Genomic DNA, 19,207 nt, shown 5'->3' on the forward strand with positions numbered 1-19,207 from the left:
CCGGCCGGGTTTTGTCCTAAGATAGTTAGGTAGCCTACCTAATATAATCATGAAGACACGAAAACCCGACCGTAGCCTGCAGGTGGCGGAAGACCTGCGCGACGCCATCAAGCTCCTGATGCGCGAAATCCGCCGCGACGCCGAACGCCACACTTCCGGCCTGTCGCTCATGCAAGCGATGCTGCTGGGCGCCGTCGGCCACCAGCCAGGTATCGGCGTGGCCGAGCTGGCGCGCATGAAGCAGGTCCGCACCCCGACCATGAGCGCGCAAGTGAAAGCCCTGGAAGAGGCGGGCCTGCTGGCGCGCGCCGCGCCCGATCCCGAAGACCGCCGCCGCAGCGGCCTGCGGCTCACCGAGGCCGGCCAGGCCATGCACAACCAGCTGCATGCGCAACGCCTGGACTGGCTGGTCCAGCGCGTCGGCCGCCTCGACGACGCCCAGTTGGATGCCCTCGCCGCCGCCATCGAACCCCTCAAGCTGATCGCACGCCCATGACCCAGACCCCGCACGCCACCGCACCCGTTCCGGCCCCGGTCACCGAAAAGGAGATCCGGTCCGTCTACTTCGCCCTGATGGCCGTGCTCGGACTGGGCGCGCTCGACCAGAGCATCGTCGCCACGGCCCTGCCGCGCATCGTCTCCGACCTGGGCGGCATGGCCCATCTGTCCTGGGTGGTGACGGCCTACGTGCTGGCTTCGACCGCCACCATGCCCCTGTACGGCAAGATGGCCGACCAGTACGGCCGCCGCCCGATGATCTTCACCGCGCTCGCCACCTTCCTGATTGGCTCGGTGCTGTGCGGCCTGGCCGGCAGCATGACGCAATTGATCGTGTTCCGCGCCATTCAGGGCATGGGCGCGGGCGGCTTCATGCCGCTGGCCCAGATCATCATCTCCGACCTGGTGGCGCCGCAGGACCGCGCCAAGCGCCAGGGCTCGATCGCGATCGTGTTCGCCGTCACCAGCGTGCTCGGGCCGGTGCTGGGCGGCTTCATGACCGACCTGCTGTCCTGGCACTGGATCTTCTTCATCAACCTGCCGGTCGGCGCCTTCGCCTGCTGGGCCATCGCGCGCTCGCTGCGCAAACCCGTCATCACGCATGCCCACCGCATCGACTATCTCGGCTCGGTGCTGCTCACCACCAGCATCGTCTCGCTGCTGCTGATCCTGGCGCTGGGCGGCACCGAATGGCCGTGGGATGCGTTCGAGATCAAGGTCTGCGCCGCGCTCACCGTGGTGCTGGGCGCCTGGCTGGTGGTGCACCTGCGCCGCGCCGCCGAGCCGGTGCTGCCGCCCGACTTGTTCGGCAACCGCGTGTTCAACCTGGCTAGCCTGGTGATGGCGCTGAGTTTCGTCGGCCTGATGGGATCGAGCGTGTTCTTCCCGCTCTACTTCCAGCTGGTGATGGGCGCCAGCCCGGCGCATTCCGGCATGCTGACGGTGCCGATGATGGTGGGGATGATCATCGCCTCGAGCCTGATCGGCCGCGCCGTCGCGCGCGCCGGCAAGTACAAGGAAGTGCAGGTGGCCGGCCTGGCGGTGGCGGTTGCGGCGTTTGCCGCGCTGACCTGGGCCATGGCCACGGGCCGCGGCTACCTGTTCATCGAGCCGCCGATCTTCTTCCTCGGCGCGGGCCTGGGCCTGGTGATGCCGAACATGACCATCGTCGTGCAGAGCGCGCTGCCGGTGGCGCGGCGCGGCGTCGGCACCGCCATGCTGACCTTCTTCCGCTCGCTCGGCGGCCTGCTCGGCGTGACCGGCTCCGGGGCGATCCTGGCGCACCAGCTGCATGCCCACGGCATCGAAGCCGCGGCCAGCGCCGGCACCGGCACGGTGCTCGACCCGGCCATGCGCGAGGTCTACCGCCAGGCCATCGCCAACATCTTCGGCGCCGGCACCGTGATCGTGCTGGCGGGGCTGGTGATCCTGCTGTTCATGCCGCATGTGCAGGTGGAGGGGGCGAAGGCGCCGCAGCCGGCGCAGGCGGAATAGTTACCCCGTCGTTCCCGCGCAGGCGGGAACCCAAGTTCGTGGATCAGTACAAACGCTTATTGTGGCTACTCGCCAAACTTGGGTTCCCGCCTTCGCGGGAACGACGAAGAAGGACGCGGGAACGACGGTTTCACTGTTTTGGTGCCATTCAATCAATGGTATTCTATGGCAATGACCATTGAGCCCGACACCACCGAACAAAAGCAACCCCGCGCCGCCTATGCCGACGGTCCGCGCCTGCTGGCCGACATCGGCGCGACCCATGCGCGCTTTGCGCTGGAGAGCGCGCCCGGCGTGCTGCGCAACGTCGCCGTGCTGCTGTGCGACGACTACCCGGGCATCGTCCCGCTGCTGAACGCCTACCTGGCGCAGACGGGCGGCGTGCGCATCAGCCATGCCGCCTTCGCGCTGGCGAATCCGATCAGCGGTGACTTCATCCGCATGACCAACCGCGACTGGCAGTTCTCGACCGACGAGGTGCGCCGCACCCTCGGCCTGACCACGCTGCTAATCGTGAACGACTTCACGGCGCTGGCGATGGCGCTGCCGGGGTTCAAGCCGGACGACCTGCTGCAGATCGGCGGCGGCAAGCCGCAGCCGCATGCGGTCGCCGGCGTGCTGGGTCCGGGCACGGGCCTCGGCGTCTCGGGCGTGATCCCGACCGTGGACGGCTTCGTCACCCTCGGCAGCGAGGGCGGCCACGTCAACTTCGCGCCGGCCGACGAGCGCGAGTTCGCGATCCTGCAGTACGCTTGGCGCGAATGGCAGCACGTATCGAACGAGCGCCTGATCTCCGGCCCCGGCATGGAGATCATCTACCGCGCGCTGGCCCAGCGCAACGGCGTGCAGGCGCCCGCGCGCACGGCCGCCGAGATCGCGAACTGCGCGCTCGAGCAGAACGACCCGCTGTGCCTGGAAGTGCTCGAATGCTTCGCCGGCATGCTGGGCGGCGCGGCGGCCAACCTGGCCGTCACGCTGGGCGCCTTCGGCGGCATCTTCATCGGCGGCGGCATCGTGCCGCGCATCGCGCCCTGGTTCGCGAGCTCGCCCTTCCGCGCGCGTTTCGAAGCCAAGGGCCGCTTCTCCGACTACCTGGCGCAGATCCCGACCTATGTGATCATGACGCCGAATCCGGCGCTGTACGGCGTCGCCAGCATCCTGTCGGAGCACCTGCGCGGCCGCACCGGCGCGAACACGCTGATGGAGCGCGTGCAGCATCTGCAGCACGAGCTGTCGCCGGCCGAGCAGCGCGTCGCGACCCTGGTGCTGGAGCATCCGCGCAAGGTACTATCCGAGCCGATCGCCGAGATCGCGAAGCTGGCCGATGTCAGCCAGCCGACCGTGATCCGTTTCTGCCGTTCGCTGGGCTTCTCCGGCCTGGCCGACTTCAAGCTGAAATTCGCGGGCAGCCTGACCGGCACCATCCCCGTGCGCCACAGCCAGGTGCGCATGACCGACAGCACGCACGACCTGTCGGCCAAGGTCATCGACAACACCGTGTCGGCGATCCTGAAGTTCCGCGACCAGCTGGACGTGAACTCGATCGATCGCGCCATCGAAATCCTGCGCAAGGCCAAGCGCGTCGAGTTCTACGCGATGGGGAATTCGCGCGTGGTGGCGCTGGATGGCCAACATAAATTCTTCCGCTTCCGCATCCCGACCTCGTCCTACGGCGATTCCCACCTGTTCTCGCTGGCGGCCGAACTGCTCGGACCCGGCGACGTCGTGATCGCGATCTCGACCACCGGCCAGCTGCCCGAGCTGCTGTCCGCGGTCGACACCGCGCGCGCGGCCGGCGCCGACGTCATCGCCATCACCAGCAGCAAGTCGGCGCTGGCGCGCAAGGCCAGCATCTGCCTGGCGGTCGACCACAGCGAAGACAGCACGACCTTCCTCTCGATGATCTCGCGCATCCTGCAGCTGCTGCTCATCGACATCATGGCGGTCGGGATCTCGCTGGGCCAGGAGAACGGCGAGAACGGCGAGGGCGACAGCGAGCGCCGGCGTTTGCTGATTTCCCACCTCGATATCTGACGGCGATGAAGCGCCCGGTCTACAAGGACGCAACACAGTAAGCGAGCTGGATCAATAACGTTTCCGTATGGCACTACACAATGGAGGACCCAGGTCCCCCATTGGAGAGCATCATGATGCACCCGGATGACGTCAAGACCCTGGCGATCATGGCCACGCTGATCATGCTGTGCGCATTGACGTCGGCCCTGGCCAGGCCGGCCGTCTTCTTCTAGCGAAGCCGCCCGGACCGCTTCGCGCCGTCCGGGCACCGGTTCGCCCCCGTACTATCCCGTTTCGCCACAAAGCGTTTGCCCGGCCATCCGGCCTGATTCATCCTTGCCTGAACAAATCAACAACAAGAGGCGAAGATGAAACGACGCGGACTATTGAAGGTTTCCCTGGGCGCTGCGCTGGCGGCGAGCGGCCTGCCCGGACTGGCCGGCGCTGCAAATGCAAAGGCGCTGCGCGCGCGCGTGCGCCCCGGCGCGGCCGGCTGGCCCAGCGCCGCCGAGTGGGACGGCCTGCGGCGCGCGACCTCGGGGCGGCTGCTGAAGCTGGCGTCGCCTTTCGCAGGCTGTGCGGCCGATGCAGCCAGCTGCGCCACACTGCGGGAACAGCTGAAGAACCCTTACGCCATCGGCGACAATCCCGCGCTGACCCAGACCAGCGGCTGGCAGGATGCCTGGCTGTCGCAGCCCAGCGCCTATGCGGTGGCGGCGCGCGAGACGGCCGACATCGCCGCCGCCGTCGACTTCGCCCGCACCCACAAGCTGCGCCTGGTCGTGAAAGGCGGCGGCCATAGCTACAAGGGCGGCTCGAACGCGCCGGATTCGCTGCTGGTATGGCCGCGCGCCATGAACGAGGTCAGCGTGCTCGACGCTTTCATCCCGCATGGCGGCACCGAGGCGGACGCGATGCCGGCCGTGCGCATCGGCGCCGGCGCCATGTGGATCGACGCCTATACCGCCGTGACCACCAAGGCCGGCCGCTACGTGCAGGGCGGCGGCTGCACCACCGTCGGCGTGCCGGGACTGGTGCAGGGCGGCGGCTTCGGCAGCTTCTCGAAGCGCTACGGGACCGCGGCGGCCAGCCTGCTCGAAGCGGAAATCGTCACCGCCGACGGACGGGTAGCCATCGTCAACGCCTATACCAATCCGGAGCTGTTCTGGGCCATCAAGGGCGGTGGCGGCGGCACCTTCGGCGTGGTCACGCGCATGACCCTGCGCACGCACGAGCTGCCCGAGTTTTTCGGCGGCGTGTTCGGCGATATCACGGCCACCAGCGACGCCGCCTTCAAGGCCCTGGTCGCGCGCTTCATCGCCTTCTACCGCGAGCGCCTGTTCAATGCGCACTGGGGCGAACAGGTGTCCCTGCGCGAGGGCAGGCAACTGCACCTTTCGATGGTGTTCCAGGGCCTGACCCAGGCCGAGGCGCGCGGCGTGTGGGCGCCTTTCTTCGACTGGGTACGCGCCAGCGGCGACTACAACTTCAATGAGCCGACGATCATGGCGGTGCCGGCGCGCCGCTTCTGGGATGCCGACTTCTGGAGCAAGGCGGCGCCGGGCATCATGGCGAAGGACGAGCGCGATGGCGCCCCAAGCCACCACGCCGTGTGGCAGGGCGACCGCGGCCAGGCCGGCTGGTACATCCACGGCTACGAATCGACCTGGCTGCCGGCCGCGCTGCTGGACGAGGGCGCGCAGGCGCGTCTGGTGAACAGCCTGTGCGCCGCCTCCAACAAGTGGTGGGTCGAGCTGCACTTCAACAAGGGCATCGCGGGGGCGCCGCAGGACGCCCTGGACCGGACCCGCAATACCGCCACCCACCCCGGCGTGCTCGATGCCTTCGCGCTGGCGATCATCGCCGGTGGCGGCGACCCTGCTTTTCCGGGCATGCCGGGCGTGCAGGTGGACGAAGCCCGGGCTCACCGCCGCGCCGCAAGCATCCGCGGCGCGATGAGCGAGCTGCGCAAGGTGGCGCCAAACGCCGGCGCCTACGTGTCCGAGAGCGACTTCTTCCAGCAGCGCTGGCAGGAAGCCTACTGGGGACCCAATTACGCGAAGCTCCTGAAGATCAAGCAGCGCTACGACCCGGACGGCCTGTTCACGGTCCGCCACGGCGTCGGCAGCGAGGCCTGGAGCGCCGATGGTTTTACACGCAAGGATTGAATCATGCGCATGACGAGAAACGATGCAATCGACCTGGGCCTGGCGATCGTTGGCGGGCTGCTGATGCGCTGGAGCTTCGGCCTGTATCCGCTTTGGTGGCTGGCCTGGATCGCGCCGGCGCCCCTGCTGGCGGCGGTCCTGCGCAGCACGGCGCGCATGGCCCTGGTCTGGTCGCTGCTGGCCGGGCTGATTGCCGCCAGCGCCAACCTGCATTATTTTTCCACCGTGATGCCGCTGCCGGCCGCTTTGCTGTCGATGGTGATGTCGGCCCTGTTATGGGTGCTGGTGGTGTGCCAGGCGCGCCGCGTGATGAAGGCGAGCGCATCGCCCTGGGCGCTGCTGGCCTACCCGCTGCTGTGGTGTGCGGCGGACACCCTGCTGGCCCACCTGCACCCGGACGGCAACTGGCCCAGCCTCGCGTATTCGCAGGCCGGCTTCGCGCCGGCGCTGCAGATCACGTCCTTGCTGGGCGTGGCCGGGCTGGTGTTCGTGCTGTCGCTGGCGCCTGTGGTTCTGGCCGCGGCCGCGGTGCGGGGCCGGCGCGCGGTGCGCTGGCCGCTGGGGATGGCTGCCGTCCTGGTGGCGGCAAGTTTCGGCTTCGGTGTTGCGCGCATTCCGTCATCGCCGGCGCCGCAGGGAGAACTGGTCGGCCTGGCTTCCATCGACGACTTCATCGGCCCGCGGGTGCCGGCCGCACAGGTGGAGCGCATCTGGTCGCAGTATGAGCGCCATGTGGAAGCGCTGGCCGGGCAGGGCGCGCATATCGTGCTGCTGCCGGAGAAGATCGCCGTGCTGGCGCCTGACGCTGCCGCCTTGCTGCGCCAGCGAATGGCCAGGCTTGCCGTGCGTAGTCAGGTCTGGCTGAGCCTGGGCGTGGGCATCGATGACGGCCGCACCACCAACCACCAGTGGCTGTTCGCACCCGATGGCAGCCTGGCAGCCGACTACGTCAAGCACCACCTGGCGCCGCCGGAGCGCAGCTATGCCACTGGGTCCGCCTTCGACGTGCAGGCCATTAACGGCACCCGCTACGGCCTGGCGATCTGCAAGGACGCGCACTTCGCGGAGATGGGCCGCGCCTATGCGGGGCTGGGCGCGCAGGCGCTGCTGGTGCCGGCCTGGGACTTCGGCGAGGATGGCGAATACGCCGCGCGCCTGTCCGCCGTGCGCGGCGTGGAAAGCGGCGTGGCCATGGTGCGCGCGTCCCGCGAGGGCCTGCTGACGATCAGCGATGCGTATGGGCGCGTGGTGATGGAGAAGGCGTCGGGGCCGCTGCCTGGGGTGACGATGCTGGGGCGGGTGCCGGCTGCGGCGCCTGGCGCGACCTTGTACAGCCGGGTTGGGGATGTGTTTGGCTGGTTGTGCACCGTGGCCGCAATCTTGCTGTTCGCCGTAGGGTGGGCACACCGTGCCCACGCGGTGCTTGCCATGACGGGGGCGTAATGCGTGGGCACATTGTGCCCACCCTACGTTAATCTTCCACGAACACCACCGCCGTCCTCGGCGGAATGCTGTAAGACCCGGTCGCCGGATCGAAGCTTGCCTGCGTCGCGCGCTTGTCGGCCGCATTCGGCGCCAGGAACACGGGATGCAGGCGCAGCGTCTTGCCGGCGGCCTGTTCGTCGGTGACGGTGTGGCCGATCTTGTCGACGTTGATGAAGTAGCTGATGCTCTTGAAACCAGCGCCCGGATAGCCTTCGCCGTTCAGCGCGGCCGCGACCACGGTCGGGTTCTGGGTCGAGCCGGTGTTGAAGAAGCGCAGGCGGCGGCGGATCTCCGCGGCGCTCGGCATCCGGAACAGGGTCGAGCTGGCGCGGATGGCGAGCAGGTCGCGGAAGGCGTCGCGCGCGAAGGCGATGTCGGCGGGTGCCGGTTTGAAGGCGGGGTTGGCCAGCAGCGGCTTGATCAGCGTAGTCCTTGCCGTTGTCTTCCGCCGGCGGCAGGCCGGTACCGAAGTAGTTGTCCTGGTAGGTCCAGTCGATGCGGTTGAACCAGTCGCCCGAATTGAAGCTGTTGCGGTCCAGGGACTTCGAGCGCAGCACGTCGATGCCGGCGTGGTAGTAGGCGATGCCCTGGGCGAAGGCATCGACGGCCATGGCCAGCACCTGCACGCGGGCGCGGTCCTGGCTCGAGGTCGATGCCGGCAGCTTGAACACGTCGATGTCGTACAGGGTCTGGTTGTCGTGGTTCTCGACGTAGTTCACCACCTCCGAAGGCTCGCTCGCATAGCCGGCCGGCTGGCCGCCGTAGTCGATACGCTCCAGCGGCACGGTCCTGTCGTCGAAGGTCTGCAGCTGGTAGCTGCGCAGCGATCCTGCCAGGCCGGCGCGCACCATGTCGGCCGCGCGCAGCAATTCGGCTTCTTCGTGCCTGCCGGCGTGGCCGTTCGGGTCGTATACCAGACCATTGATCCAGCCCTGGCGCGCGAACAGTGCTTCGCCCGAGTCGCCGGCCGAACCGCCGCGCACGGCGTCGCGGGTGCGGTCGTTGAAGGTGCCGATGCCGCTGCCGTTCAGGGACAGCTGCGACGCCTGCACGAAGCGCGCGCCGTCGGCGACTTCGCCGAAATTCCAGCCTTCGCCGAGCAGCTGTACCGGCCGGCCTGCGGCCGCATTCACCTTCTGCTGCAGGCGCTCCATCACGGCGCGCGGCTGGTGGCCCATCAGGTCGAAGCGGAAGGAATCGATCTTGTACTGGGTCGCCCACAGGGCCACCGAGTCGATCATCAGCTTGCCCATCATGAGATTTTCGGTGGCCGTGTTGTCGCAGCAGGTCGAGCGCTCGATGCCGCCCGCCGCGTTCAGGCGGTGGTAGTAGCCGGGCACCACGCGGTCGAGCACCGATTTTTCAACTTGTCCGGCGCTGAAGGTGTGGTTGAACACCACGTCCATGCCCACGCGCAGGCCGAGCTTGTGGAGACTGTCGACCATCTCGCGGAATTCGATCACGCGGCGGGCGCCGTCCGCAGGGTTGGTGGCGTAGCTGCCTTCCGGCGCGTTGTAGTGGTAGGGGTCGTAGCCCCAGTTGAAGCAGTCGGATTCCGCTGTCTTTTTCACGAGGGCCTGCTGGGCCTCGCCATCCGGCGCGCCCGACGGCTTGGGCACGGCGCAGCCGGTTTCCGGCACGCTGCCGAGGTCGTAGACGGGCAGCAGGTGGATGTCGGTCAGGCCGCTCTTCGCCAGCGCGGCCAGATGGCGCATGCCGTTCGATTCCGTGCGATTGAAGGCGGCGTACTTGCCGCGCAGGTGTTCGGGCACGCTGCGGTCGTTGATCGAGAAGTCGCGCACGTGCAGCTCGTAGACCACCATGTCGGTCGGGTTCCTGACCGTCTGTGGCGCCAGCGTCGCATCCCAGCCGGCAGGCTTCAGCTTCGGCGCATCGAGGCGCGTAATGTAGCTGCGCTTCGAATCGGTGGTGAGGCTAACGGAATAGGGATCGGTGACCAGGTTACGCACGATGCCTGCGCCATCGACCGGCACGTCGACCGCATACTTGTAGTACTTGCCGGTCAGGTCGCCGGCCACTTGGGCATTCCACGCGCCGGTGGCCGGGTCGAAGCGCATCTGGTAGACCGCGCGTGCCGTCGAGGCGCCCGTGTTGTAGATGCAGACCGCGGCCTGCTGTGCGGTCGGCGCCCACAGGCTGAAGCCGGTACGCTTGTCGGCGATATCGACACCCAGCTTGTCCAGCTTGCCCGCCGCCGCATACAGGTCGTCCAGCGCACCCGCCACCTGCACGCGCGTGGCCGCGCGCACGATGCCCTGTGCATCTTCCTGCACCAGCACCAGTTGCTGGCGGTGCAGCTCGCCCATCTTCAGGGCGTCGGCATCGCTCACCTGCAGCACCGGACCAGCGCCGACCCACTTGAAGCGTTCCGCCAGCGCCGGCGGCACACTGCCCTGGAACAGGCCAAGGTTCAGCGCACCGATGCTGCCGGCTACTTTGCCGCCGGCCGGCGCGGCGATCGAACCCGTCGGCGAGTGATAGAGCTTGAACACGCCATCGGCGGCAGCGCCGGGGAAGGCGATCAAACGCCGGTCGAGCCAGACGGCGCGCGCATCGAAGCTGGCGGCCGAAGGAGACAGCACGGTCTGGAAGGCCTTGCTGTCGCAGGCGTCCGGCGAAATGGCGGCATGGGCGCCGGCGGATGCCAGCAGGGCCAGCAGGCCGGCGGTGGTGGTGGTTCTTGTCATCGAAATAGCTTGTTTCAAAAATCAGGCAATCAGGTCGGATCTGTAGTTATTCACCATGCGGTAGCGGGTGGCGTACCAGCCGAACACCAATGCCGCAATAAAGGCGAAAGCCGCAAAGAAGTACATCTGGAAGGCCATCACGCCCAGTCCCGTATTGGCGATGTGGCCGAGCACGGCCTCGTTCTTGACGCTGGCGTTCACGATCAGCACCCACAGGCTGCCGACCGTCACCGCCAGGTACCAGAAGGCCATGATCACGCCCTTCATCGAGCTGGGCGCCTGGCTGTAGGCGAATTCGAGGCCGCTGGCCGAGACCAGCACTTCGCCCATGGTCAGCAGGGCGTAGGGCAGGATCTGCCAGGCCATCGAGACCGGCGTGCCGCCGTCCATCGCCACCTGGATGCTGCCGATCGCGACCCAGGACAGGGCCGACAGCGCGATCCCCGCCGTCATGCGGCGCAGCGCGGTCGGCTCCCAGCCGAGCTTGCGCAGCAGCGGGAACACGGCGAAGTTATTGAAAGGGATGAGCAGCATCACCAGCAGCGGATTCAGGGCCTGCATCTGCGCCGGCTCGAAGCGGAACTCGCTGCCGAACAGCGACAGGGTGGGGCGCAGCATCGAATTGGCCTGCACGATCCAGGTCGAGGCCTTCTGGTCGAACAGGGACCAGAAGGGCGTCACCAGCGCGAACACGATCAGCACGCGCAGCACGCCGCGCACGCCGTCCACGGCGTCATCCGGATGCAGGCCGCGCGCACGCTCCAGCTGCAGCGAGACGCCGATGCCGCCGAAGGCCAGCAGCAGCACCAGCGCGGTGCAGGCGGCGATCACGAAGCCCCAGCTCGGCGTCATGGCCAGCGAGACCAGCGCACCGACGGCGCCGACGCTGGCCACCGCCAGGCCCGGACGGTCTTCGCCCTCGCGCCTGGCCAGCAGGGCGCTCTTCGCCACGTTGAGGAATGAATGCGGATTGGCGGCGCTCGGCGGCACGTGCACGTACTTCTTGCGGCCGCTCCAGAACACCAGGGTGGCGATGAACATCAGGACGCCCGGGATGCCGAAGGCGACCGCCGCGCCGTAGTCGCGCAGGAAGATGGGCATCAGCAGCGAGGCGAAGAAGGAGCCGAAGTTGATGATCCAGTAGAAGGCGTCGAACACCACCTTGGCCTTGTCCTTGTTGGTGTGGTCGAACTGGTCGCCCACGAAAGACGCGACCAGCGGCTTGATGCCGCCCGAACCGAGCGCGATCAGGAACAGGCCAAAGTAGAAGCCCTGCACATTGCTCTCAAAAGCGGCCAGGCAGGCGTGGCCGGCGCAGTAGACGAGGCTGAGCCAGAACACCGTGTTGTACTTGCCGAAGTAGCGGTCGGCCAGCCAGCCGCCCAGCAGCGGGAAGAAGTAGACGCCGATGACGAAGGTGTGGAACACGTGCTTGGCTTCGCCGGCGCGATCAAGCTCCGGCAGGAACAGCAGCAGCGAGGAGATCAGGAAGGGCGTCAGGATGTTGCGCATGCCATAGAAGCTGAAACGCTCGCAGCCTTCGTTGGCGATGATGAAGGGGATCTGGCGCGGCATGCGACCGGTTTTGGCCGGCGGGGGGGTTTTGGTCATTGAGCGTCTCCGTTAATCCGTCGTCCCCGCGAAGGCGGGGATCCAAGTTCGGCTAGCGTGCTGCGAACAAACTTAGGTTCCCGCCTTCGCGGGAACGACGAGGTGATGGGATGCTATGCAAGCCTGTTCAACTTGGCAACAAGAACTTCTTCGGCAAGTTCGTCACCCTAACATTGAATGTGTAGTTTGACTACTACAGTGCCAACTATTCTTCACTATGAAAAATCATAAGGCAATGATTTAAAAGGATATTTAATAAAATCGACGATTTCGCAGGCGATTGTCATCGCAGTTTTGATGCTGTATATTGCGTAAAAAATTTACTAATCGGACATCATCATGACGAATCCTTCCGACGCTCAGAATCCGTGGTGGAAAGAAGCCATCATTTACCAGGTCTACCCGCGCAGCTATCTCGACACGAACGGCGACGGCGTCGGCGACCTGCCGGGCATCACTGCGAAGCTCGATTACATCGCCAGCCTGGGCGTGGACATCGTCTGGCTGTCCCCCTTCTTCAAGTCGCCGCAGAAGGACTTCGGCTACGACATTTCCGATTACTGCGACGTCGATCCGCTGTTCGGCAACCTGGCCGACTTCGACGCGCTGATCGCCAAGGCGCACAGTGTCGGCCTGAAGATCATGATCGACCAGGTCATGTCGCACACCGCCGATGCGCATCCGTGGTTCGTCGAGAGCCGCTCGAGCCGCGACAATCCGAAGTCCGACTGGTATGTCTGGTCCGAGCCGCTGGCGGACGGCAATCCGCCGAACAACTGGCTGTCGGTGTTCGGCGGCTCGGCGTGGCAGTGGGATACGCGCCGCAAGCAGTACTACATGCACAACTTCCTGGTCAGCCAGCCGCAGCTCAACTTCCATAATCCGGAAGTGCAGCAGGCCCACCTGGATGCGCTGCGCTTCTGGCTCGAGCGCGGCGTCGACGGCGTGCGCATGGACGCCTGCGTCTTCCACTTCCACGACCAGCAGCTGCGCAGCAATCCGCCTGCCCTGGTGCGCGACACATCGACCGTCACCGACGTGAACCCCTACGGCATGCAGGCCCACATCTACGACAAGACCCAGCCGGAAAACATCGCCTTCCTGCAGAAGGTGCGCGCGCTGCTGGACGAATTCGGCGCGGTCTCGATCGGCGAAGTCTCGTCCGACGATGCGCTGGAACAGATGGCCGAGTACACCGAAGGCGGTGACAAGCTGCACATGGCCTACAGCTTCAATTTGCTGACGCCGCAGTTCAGCGCCGCCCATATCCGCAAGCAGGTCGAGGAATTCAATGCGCGCGTGAAGGATGGCTGGGCTTCCTGGTCGGTCGGTAATCACGATGCGATCCGCGTGGCGACGCGCTGGTCCAGCGGTCCGGTAAGCCCGGCGCTGTCCAAGCTGGTGCTCGCCCTGCAGCTCTCGCTGAAGGGCACGCCCTGCCTGTACCAGGGCGACGAACTGGCGCTGCCGGAAGCCGATGTCCCGTATGAACTGCTGCAGGACCCCTACGGCATCACCTTCTGGCCGGAGTTCAAGGGCCGCGACGGCTGCCGCACGCCGATGCCGTGGAATGCCGCCGATGCGAATGGCGGCTTCACGACCGGCAAGCCCTGGCTGCCGGTACCGGCTGAGCACCTGGCCCTGGCTGAAGACGTACAGGACCGCGACCCGCAATCGATGCTGAACTTCCAGCGCAAGATCATCCACTGGCGCCGCACCATGCCGCAGATCACGCGCGGCGAGATCGTCTTCTTCGACGTACCGGAACAGGCGCTGGCGCTCCGCCGGGACCTGCCAGGCTACCCGTCGGTGCTGGCCGTGTTCAACGTGACCGATGCGCCGCTGACGTTCGAGTGGCCGGAAGCAGCCGGTGCGGACAAGCTGGAAGGCCACGGCCTGGAAGGAGAGGTTACCGGCACCACCGTGACCCTGCCGCCTTACGGTGGCTGGTTCGGCAGCGTCGCTTCGAAGGCCTGAGCGATGCAGGAGCAGGTGGCGACCGACAGCAAACACGCACGCACCGCCTTTGCCGACGGTCCGCGCCTGCTGGCCGACATCGGCGCGACCCATGCGCGCTTTGCCCTGCAGATCGCGCCGGGCGCCTACCGCTCGGTACGGGTGCTGCGCTGCGACGAGTTCGACGGCATCGTCCCGCTGCTCCGCTTCTATCTGTCCGAACATGAAGACCTGCGCCTGAACCACGCGGCGCTGGCGCTGGCCAACCCGGTCGATGGCGACTACGTCCGCATGACCAACCGGCCCTGGGCCTTCTCGACCGACGCCGTGCGGCGCGAGCTGGGCCTCACCACCCTCCTGATCGTCAACGACTTCACGGCGCTGGCGATGGCGATTCCGGGTTTGAAGGGCGAAGACCTGATGCAGGTGGGGCCGGGCAAGCCGGCGCCGCATGCGGTGCTGGGCGTGCTGGGGCCGGGCACGGGCCTGGGCGTCTCCGGCGGCATCCCGACCGTCGACGGCTTCGTCACCCTCGGCAGCGAGGGCGGCCACGTCAACTTCGCGCCCAGCGACGAGCGCGAGTTCGCGATCCTGCAGACCGCCTGGCGCGAGTGGACCCACGTGTCGAACGAGCGCCTGATCTCCGGCCCCGGCATGGAGATCATTCACCGCGCGCTGGCAGAACGGAATGGTGTCGACGCGCCGCCGCGCGACTCCGCCGGCATCATCGCCGCGGCCCTGGAAGAGAAGGACCCGCTGTGCCTGGAAGTGCTGGAATGCTTCTGCGGGATGCTGGGCGGCGCCGCGGCCAACCTGGCGGTGACGCTGGGCGCCTTCGGCGGTATCTTCATCGGCGGCGGCATCGTGCCGCGCCTGGGCGAGTGGTTCAAGACCTCGCCTTTCCGCACCCGCTTCGAGGCCAAGGGCCGCTTCTCGGGCTATATCGCCGACATCCCGACCTATGTCATCAGCACGCCGCACGTGGCCTTCGACGGCGTCGCGAATATCCTGTCCGAGCACCTGCGCGGGCGCAGCGGCGACAACACGCTGATGGACCGCATCCGCCAGCTGCAGACCGAGCTGACCCCGGCCGAGCAGCGCGTCGCCAGCCTGGTGCTGGAGCAGCCGCGCCTGGTGCTGAACGAGCCGATCGCCGGCATCGCCAGGCTGGCGGACGTCAGCCAGCCGACCGTGATCCGCTTCTGCCGCTCGCTGGGCTTCCTGGGCCTGGCCGACTTCAAGCTGAAGTTCGCCAGCTCGCTGACGGGTTCGATCCCGGTGCGCCACAGCCAGGTGCGCCACAGCGACAGCACCCATGATTTGTCGGCCAAGGTGATCGACAATACCGTGTCGGCGATTTTGAAATTCCGTGACCAGCTGGACGTGCGTGCGATCGACCGCGCGATCGAGCTGGTGAGCCGCGCCAGGCGCATCGAGTTCTACGCGATGGGGAATGCGCGCGTGGTGGCGCTGGACGGCCAGCACAAGTTCTTCCGCTTCCGCATCCCGACCGCGCTGTACGGCGACTCGCACTTGTTCAGCCTTGCGGCCGACCTGCTGGGACCGGGCGACGTGGTGGTGGCGATCTCGAATTCCGGGCGCCTGCCCGAGCTGCTGGCAGCCGTCGACAAGGCGCGCGCGGCCGGCGCCGACGTCATCGCGATCAGCAGCAGCCAGTCGCCGCTGGCCAAGCGCGCCAGCGTGGTGCTGGCGGTCGATCACGCCGAGGACAACACCAGCTTCCTGGCCATGATCTCGCGGGTGCTGCAGCTGCTCCTCATCGACATCATGGCGGTAGGCGTGTCGGTGGACGTGCACCATGCGCGCACGTCGGCATTATCATCGCCGACGCAGGCGCTCATTTCGCACCTTGATAGCTGAGGTGTGAGCAGGACGCCAATCATTTTCTGCGATGATGGCGGGCATCAGAACATGTCATTGGACGATATATCGGCGGGTCTCTAAGATGGTCACCAACGTAACCCATTCAGTCAAGGTGAACCATGTCCAACCAATCCAGTACCTTCGATCAGTCGATGTCCCTGCCGGCACTGCGCAAGCCGGGTCGTGGGTTCTTCCGCAGCTTTTTTGCGGTGTGGATTGCGGCTTATGGTAACCGTATCGATTCCCATGGCAGGATCATGATCGAAGGCTAATTTAGCCCCCAAAACGTCATTCCCGCGGAGGCGGGAATCCAAGTTGCACGCGTTTCGACGGCGCTAGCAGAACTTGGATTCCCGCCTTCGCGGGAATGACGTTTACAGGGTGCGGGCTTTTATTCGAGCACCAACACCGCTCTAAAATCGTTCACATTGGTCAGCGTAGGCCCAGTCACCACCGAATCCCCCAGCGCCCCAAAGAACCCATGCCCATCGTTGTTCTGCAACGAATCCGCCGGCTTGATCCCCAGTCCCCACGCCCGCTCCAGCGTATCCGGCGCCAGCACCGCTCCCGCAATCTCTTCCTGCCCGTCGACGCCGTCGGTATCCCCGGCCAGCGCGTGAATGCCGGCGCGGCCTTCCAGCGTCAGGCCCAGCGCTAGCAGGAACTCCACATTGCGCCCGCCGCGGCCCTGGCCGCGCACCGTCACTGTGGTCTCGCCGCCGGACAGCATCACGCAGGGTTTGGCGAAAGGCTGGCCATACTCTGCCACCTGGCGTGCGATGCCCGCCATCGCCTTGCCGAGGTCGCGCGCCTCGCCCTCGATCGCATTGCCGAGGATGTAAGGCGTGACGCCGGCTTCGCGTGCGACGGCGGCCGCCGCTTCCAGCGCCATTTGCGGCGTCGCGATCATCCGCGTTTCGCAGCGCGCCAGGCGTTCGTCGCCCGGCTTGACCGATTCGCCACGACCGCTCTCCAGCACTTCGCGCACCGCCGCCGGCAAGGCGATGCCGTAGCGCTTCACGATCGCCAGCGCGTCCGCGCAGGTGCTGGGGTCGCCGACCGTGGGGCCGGAGGCGATGTCGCAGGGCTGGTCGCCCGGCACGTCGGAGATCAGCAGGGTGACCACGCGCGCCGGATGGCAGGCCGCGGCCAGGCGTCCGCCCTTGATTGCCGAGAGATGGCGGCGCACGGTGTTCATCTCGCCGATGGTGGCGCCGGAAGCGAGCAGGGCGCGATTCACAAGCTGCTTGTCTTCCAGCGTGATGCCATCCAGAGGCAAGGGCAGCAGCGAGGAGCCGCCGCCCGAGATCAGGCAGATCACGGTGTCGTCCGCATGCAGGCCGCTCACCAGCGACATGATGCGCTGCGCAGCGTCCAGGCCGGCCTGGTCGGGCACGGGGTGCGCGGCCTCGACGATCTCGATGCGCTCGCAAGGCACCGCATAGCCATAGCGCGTGACCACCAGGCCGGACAGCGGACCGGCCCAGCTCTTTTCCAGCGCCTGCGCCATCGCGGCCGAGGCCTTGCCGGCGCCGATGACGATCGTCTTGCCCGCGCCGGGTGAGGGCAGATGCCGCGGGATGCAATGCCCGGGCTGCGCGGATTCGATCGCAGCTTCGAACATCTTTACCAACAGCTCGCGTGGACTGGCTTGCATCACTATTCTCCAAAAAAATCAGGCTGCGGGTTTAAGCTGTAGCTTGGCCGATTTCGAAGTTTGCCATCTTTTCCAGCGCGCGTACCATTGCCGAATGATCCCAGCCGCCGCCGCCGTGGGCCGCGCAGCTGTTGAACAGTTCCTGGGCGGTAGCGGTGTTCGGCAGCGAGACGCCGACTGCGCGCGCACTGGACAGCGCCAGGTTCAGGTCCTTCTGGTGCAGCTCGATGCGGAAGCCCGGATCGAAGGTACGCTTGACCATGCGCTCGCCGTGGACTTCGAGGATGCGCGAGGCAGCGAAGCCGCCCATCAGCGCCTGGCGCACCTTGGCCGGATCGGCGCCCATCTTCGATGCGAACAGCAGGGCTTCTCCCACCGCCTCGATGTTCAGCGCGACGATGATCTGGTTGGCCACCTTGGTGGTCTGGCCGGCGCCGTTCTCGCCCACCAGGGTGATGTTCTTGCCCATCAGTTCGAACAGCGGCTTGACGCGGTCGAAGGCCGCTTCCGAACCGCCCACCATGATGGTCAGGCTGGCGGCCTTGGCGCCGACTTCGCCGCCGGAGACCGGGGCGTCCACGTATTCGCAGCCCAGCGCCTTGATGCGCTCTGCAAAGGCCTTGGTCTCGACCGGCGAGATCGAGCTCATGTCGACCACCACCTTGCCCGGCGTGAGCCCGGCAGCGACGCCGTCTTCATCGAACAGCGCTGAGGCCACGTGCGGGGTATCCGGCACCATGGTGATGATCACGTCGGCGTTCTGCGCCACTTCCTTGCTCGAACCGCAGGCCTTGCCCCCGGCCTCGACCAGTTCGGCCGGCACGCTGCCGTGGGTGTACAGGAAGACGTCGTGGCCGGCCTTGATCAGGTGGCCCGCCATCGGGGTGCCCATGATGCCCAGGCCGATGAATCCGATTTTGCTCATTTGTTTTCTCCCTGATTTTTAAAATGCGTACTTGTCGCGCAGGCCTTGCGTGGCGGCGCGGAACAGGCCCTGGTCGCTGCCCACGGCCACCATGGTCGCGCCCATCTCGATGTAGCGGCGCGCGTCGGCTTCGACCGGCGCCAGGATCCCAACCGGCACGCCGGCGGCCTTGGCGGCGGCGAACACCTGCTGCATCGCTTCCTGCACTTCCGGATGGCTGGCGTTGCCCAGGTAGCCGTAGCCGGCGGCCAGGTCCGAAGGGCCGATGAAGACGCAGTCGACGCCGTCCACCGCGCAGATGGCTTCGATGTTGGCGACCGCCTTGCGGCTCTCGATCTGCAGCGCCACCGTGATGTGCTGGTTGCTGATCTTGTGGTAGTCGGCGATGGTGCCGAAGCGGTTGCCGCGCATCGATACCGAGACGCCGCGCACGCCTTCCGGCGCATAGCGGGTGGCGGCGACAGCGCTTGCAGCTTCTTCCGCGGTTTCGACGAAGGGCACCAGGAAGTTGTAGAAGCCGGCGTCCAGCAGGCGCTTGATCTGCACCGTGTCGTTGGACTGCGGACGCACCACCGGCGCGCTCGGGCTGTCCTTCAGCGCCATCAGCTGGAAGATGAAGCCGTTCAAATCGTTTGGCGAATGCTCGCCGTCCAGCAGCAGCCAGTCGAAGCCGGCCAGGCCCAGGATCTCGGTGGTGAAGGGATTCGCCAGCGAGGACCAGCAGCCGATCTGCACTTTGCCTTCGCGCAGGTCCTGCTTGAAACGGTTGGGAATGCCGCTATAGGGGGTGTTGTAGCTCATGTCG

Annotated in this window: 13 protein-coding genes and 2 pseudogenes; 9 read left to right on the plus strand and 6 right to left on the minus strand. The window is 66.6% G+C overall.

Annotation, left to right across the window (positions count from 1 at the left end; genetic code table 11):
- The first annotated feature begins 49 nt into the window (after positions 1-49).
- From LQV39_RS01475 to LQV39_RS01495, 6 genes and pseudogenes are all read left to right on the plus strand, one after another.
- Positions 50-496, plus strand: coding sequence for a MarR family winged helix-turn-helix transcriptional regulator (locus LQV39_RS01475; RefSeq protein ID WP_230019848.1), 447 nt, complete (start codon positions 50-52; stop codon positions 494-496).
- A complete protein-coding gene (locus tag LQV39_RS01480; protein WP_230019849.1) occupies positions 493-1,992 on the plus strand; it encodes an MDR family MFS transporter in 1,500 nt (499 codons plus the stop codon). Before LQV39_RS01475 ends, LQV39_RS01480 begins: the two co-directional genes overlap by 4 nt.
- Before the next feature lie 171 nt (positions 1,993-2,163).
- Positions 2,164-4,026: a glucokinase gene (locus tag LQV39_RS01485; protein WP_230020130.1), complete on the plus strand. Its 1,863-nt coding sequence runs from the start codon at positions 2,164-2,166 to the stop codon at positions 4,024-4,026.
- A 350-nt stretch (positions 4,027-4,376) separates the two neighbouring features.
- Positions 4,377-5,129 (plus strand): annotated as a pseudogene (locus tag LQV39_RS26465) (FAD-dependent oxidoreductase); the annotation flags it as partial.
- Between the two features lie 834 nt (positions 5,130-5,963).
- Positions 5,964-6,176, plus strand: coding sequence for a BBE domain-containing protein (locus tag LQV39_RS26470; protein ID WP_374199397.1), 213 nt, complete (start codon positions 5,964-5,966; stop codon positions 6,174-6,176).
- Positions 6,177-6,179: 3 nt separating this feature from the next.
- Positions 6,180-7,619 (plus strand): nitrilase-related carbon-nitrogen hydrolase, encoded by a 1,440-nt coding sequence (locus LQV39_RS01495; protein ID WP_230019851.1) that lies wholly within the window; start codon positions 6,180-6,182, stop codon positions 7,617-7,619.
- Positions 7,620-7,647: 28 nt separating this feature from the next.
- Here the strand turns inward: LQV39_RS01495 and LQV39_RS26440 are convergent, their stop codons facing one another.
- The 3 genes and pseudogenes from LQV39_RS26440 to LQV39_RS01505 all read right to left on the minus strand — a co-directional run bounded on the left by LQV39_RS26440 (position 7,648) and on the right by LQV39_RS01505 (position 11,944).
- Positions 7,648-8,262, minus strand: coding sequence for an alpha-1,6-glucosidase domain-containing protein (locus LQV39_RS26440; protein WP_307727831.1), 615 nt, complete (start codon positions 8,260-8,262; stop codon positions 7,648-7,650).
- Positions 8,263-9,661: 1,399 nt separating this feature from the next.
- A pseudogene (locus LQV39_RS26445) lies at positions 9,662-10,369 on the minus strand (DUF3372 domain-containing protein); the annotation flags it as partial.
- A 21-nt stretch (positions 10,370-10,390) separates the two neighbouring features.
- Positions 10,391-11,944, minus strand: coding sequence for an oligopeptide:H+ symporter (locus LQV39_RS01505; RefSeq protein ID WP_230020132.1), 1,554 nt, complete (start codon positions 11,942-11,944; stop codon positions 10,391-10,393).
- Positions 11,945-12,319: 375 nt separating this feature from the next.
- Here LQV39_RS01505 and LQV39_RS01510 point away from each other — a divergent pair, with 375 nt between their 5' ends.
- The 3 genes from LQV39_RS01510 to LQV39_RS01520 all read left to right on the plus strand — a co-directional run bounded on the left by LQV39_RS01510 (position 12,320) and on the right by LQV39_RS01520 (position 16,092).
- Positions 12,320-13,957: an alpha-amylase family glycosyl hydrolase gene (locus LQV39_RS01510; protein ID WP_230019852.1), complete on the plus strand. Its 1,638-nt coding sequence runs from the start codon at positions 12,320-12,322 to the stop codon at positions 13,955-13,957.
- 3 nt (positions 13,958-13,960) lie between these two features.
- Entirely contained in the window at positions 13,961-15,817 is a 1,857-nt protein-coding gene (glk, locus tag LQV39_RS01515; protein ID WP_230019853.1) for a glucokinase, read from the plus strand.
- A gap of 122 nt (positions 15,818-15,939) precedes the next feature.
- Positions 15,940-16,092, plus strand: coding sequence for a hypothetical protein (locus tag LQV39_RS01520; protein ID WP_230019854.1), 153 nt, complete (start codon positions 15,940-15,942; stop codon positions 16,090-16,092).
- Between the two features lie 119 nt (positions 16,093-16,211).
- On the opposite strand, the gene LQV39_RS01525 is transcribed toward LQV39_RS01520, so the two are convergent.
- Genes LQV39_RS01525 through garL form a run of 3 tightly spaced genes read right to left on the minus strand, consistent with a single transcriptional unit; the run spans position 16,212 to position 19,203 of the window.
- Positions 16,212-17,477, minus strand: a complete 1,266-nt coding sequence (locus LQV39_RS01525; RefSeq protein WP_230019855.1) for a glycerate kinase — start codon at positions 17,475-17,477, stop codon at positions 16,212-16,214.
- Between the two features lie 31 nt (positions 17,478-17,508).
- Positions 17,509-18,402 (minus strand): 2-hydroxy-3-oxopropionate reductase, encoded by an 894-nt coding sequence (locus LQV39_RS01530; protein ID WP_230019856.1) that lies wholly within the window; start codon positions 18,400-18,402, stop codon positions 17,509-17,511.
- Positions 18,403-18,420: 18 nt separating this feature from the next.
- On the minus strand, positions 18,421-19,203 hold the full coding sequence (gene garL / locus LQV39_RS01535) for a 2-dehydro-3-deoxyglucarate aldolase (protein WP_230019857.1): 783 nt from the start codon (positions 19,201-19,203) through the stop codon (positions 18,421-18,423).
- Positions 19,204-19,207: the final 4 nt, after the last annotated feature.

This window comes from Massilia sp. Bi118, assembly GCF_918697865.1.
Taxonomy (GTDB): Bacteria; Pseudomonadota; Gammaproteobacteria; order Burkholderiales; family Burkholderiaceae_D; genus Telluria.